Source organism: uncultured Brevundimonas sp., from assembly GCF_937870815.1.
In the GTDB taxonomy this organism is placed as follows: domain Bacteria; phylum Pseudomonadota; class Alphaproteobacteria; order Caulobacterales; family Caulobacteraceae; genus Brevundimonas.
The window spans coordinates 1-2311 of sequence record NZ_CALMZS010000206.1 but is presented as its reverse complement, the minus strand read 5'-3'; the positions used below and the strand labels follow the sequence as shown (position 1 = coordinate 2311).

2 protein-coding genes are annotated in these 2311 nt (G+C 66.4%); both read left to right on the top strand.

Going from position 1 to position 2311, the window contains the following annotated elements:
- Positions 1-1056 (top strand): acyl-CoA dehydrogenase C-terminal domain-containing protein (locus Q0588_RS13935; RefSeq protein WP_298747310.1); only part of this gene is annotated, 1056 nt, incomplete at its 5' end.
- A 158-nt stretch (positions 1057-1214) separates the two neighbouring features.
- Positions 1215-2311 (top strand): acyl-CoA dehydrogenase family protein (locus Q0588_RS13930; protein WP_298747308.1); only part of this gene is annotated, 1097 nt, incomplete at its 3' end.

Here is a 2311-nt window from a genome sequence, read left to right as displayed (position 1 = left end):
CGCAACGAGGGCGTCGCCTGCGCCGGGCTCGAGCACAAGATGGGCATCCACGGCAACGCCACCTGCGTCATGGCCTATGACGGCGCCAGGGGCTGGCTGGTCGGGACCGAGAACAAGGGTATGGCCGCCATGTTCGTGATGATGAACGAGGCGCGTCTGGGAACCGGCCTGCAAGGGCTGTCGATCGGGACCGCCGCCTATCAGGCCGCCGCCGAGTTCGCCAGGGACCGGCTGCAGGGTCGGTCGCTCACGGGTCCGAAGAACCCGGACGGCCCGGCCGATCCGATCATCGTCCACCCCGACGTGCGCCGCATGCTGATGGAGGCCCGCGCCTTCGTCGAGGGCGGCCAGGCCTTCATCCTGTGGACCGCGCTGCAGGCTGATCTTCAGCATTCGGACGACGAGGCCGAGGCGCAGAAGGCGCGCGACTACATGGGTCTGATCACCCCGGTGCTGAAGGCCTATCTGACCGACAAGGGCTTCCACGTCGCCTCGCTGGCCATGCAGGTGCACGGCGGCTCGGGGTATACGGAGCATTTCCCGGCCAGCCAGTATCTGCGCGACGCGCGGATCACCATGATCTACGAGGGCGCCAACGGCATCCAGGCGCTCGATCTGGTCGGCCGCAAGCTGCCGGCCAACGGCGGCCGGGCGATCATGAGCTGGTTCGCCGAGATCGACGGCTTCGTGGCCGAGCATGGCGGCGAGGGTCCGGTGAAGCCGTTCATCGACGGGCTGACCGACGCCAAGAAGAAGCTGCAGGAGGCCACCATGTGGCTGATGCAGAACGGCATGCAGAACCCCGACAATGCCGGGGCGGCGTCGACCGACTATCTGCACATCTTCGGCCTGACCGCCCTGGCCTATATGTGGGCGCGGATGGCGCTGGCGGCGCAGAAGGCGATCGACGCCGGCTCGACCGACCCCTTCTACGCCCACAAGCTGATGACCGGCCGCTATTTCGTCGAGCGCATCCTGCCGGATACGGGGGCGCACCTGGCGAAGGTCAAGTCGGGGGCGGAGGTGCTGATGGCCCTGCCGGCGGAGGCGTTTTGATTTCTTCTCCCTTCCCCCTTGATGGGGGAAGGGCCGGGGTTGGGGGTGACAGCCTCTCCCGATGAGGGCGCTGACGGAGCCACCTGCTCCGACCGCTTTCACCCCCATCCCAACCCTTCCCCCATCAAGGGGAAAGGGCTTTCGATTGCGGAGCACCCATGAACGTCCTCAACGTCCCCGAACCAGCCTTCATGCAGGAAGAGGAGATCGTCCTCTTCTCCGACTCCGTCGGCAAATGGATCGACGAACACGCCTCGCCCGAGGCGGTGCAGTCGTGGATCGCCAACTCCAGCGTGCCGCGCGCGCTGTGGCGCCAGGCCGGCGAGGCCGGCCTCTTGGGCCTGTCGATGCCCGAGGCCGACGGCGGCATGGGCGGCGACTATCGCCATGAGGTGGTGCTGATGCGCCAGCTCGGCTGGAAGGGGGCGGACCATTTCGGCATCTCGCTGCACAACGCCATCGTCATGCCCTACATCTGGCACTACGGCACGGAAGAGCAGAAGGCGCGCTGGCTGCCGCGGCTGCAGTCGGGCGAACTGGTCGGGGCCATAGCCATGACCGAGCCGGGGGCCGGGTCCGACCTGCAGGGGGTCAAGACCACCGCCATCAAGACTGGGAACCAGTATGTGGTGAACGGGTCCAAGACCTTCATCACCAACGGCCAGTTGGCCAATTTCATCATCGTCGTGGCCAAGACCGACCCGTCGGAAGGGGCCAGGGGCACCTCGCTGATCGTGGTCGAGACCGACGGGGCGGAAGGTTTCGAGCGCGGCCGCAACCTGCACAAGATCGGCATGGAGGGGAACGACACCTCCGAACTGTTCTTCAACGAGGTCAAGGTCCCGGGCGAGAACATCATCGGCGGCGGCGAGGGCCAGGGCTTCATCCAGCTGATGCAGCAGCTGCCGCAGGAGCGGCTCAACATCGCCGTCCAGGGCGTGGCCGCGGCCGAGCGCGGGCTGCGCGAGACCCTGGCCTACGTCAAGGAGCGCAAGGCGTTCGGGAAACGGGTGATCGACTTCCAGAACACCCAGTTCAAACTGGCCGAGGTGAAGACCAAGCTGACCGTGGCCAGGGTGTTCGTCGACCACTGCCTGGGGCTGCACCTGAAGGGCCAGCTGGACGCCGCCACCGCCTCGATGGCCAAATACTGGGTCACCGACATCCAGGGCGAGGTCATCGACGAGATGCTGCAGCTGCACGGCGGCTACGGCTATATGACCGAATATCCGATCGCCCAGCTGTACAAGGACGC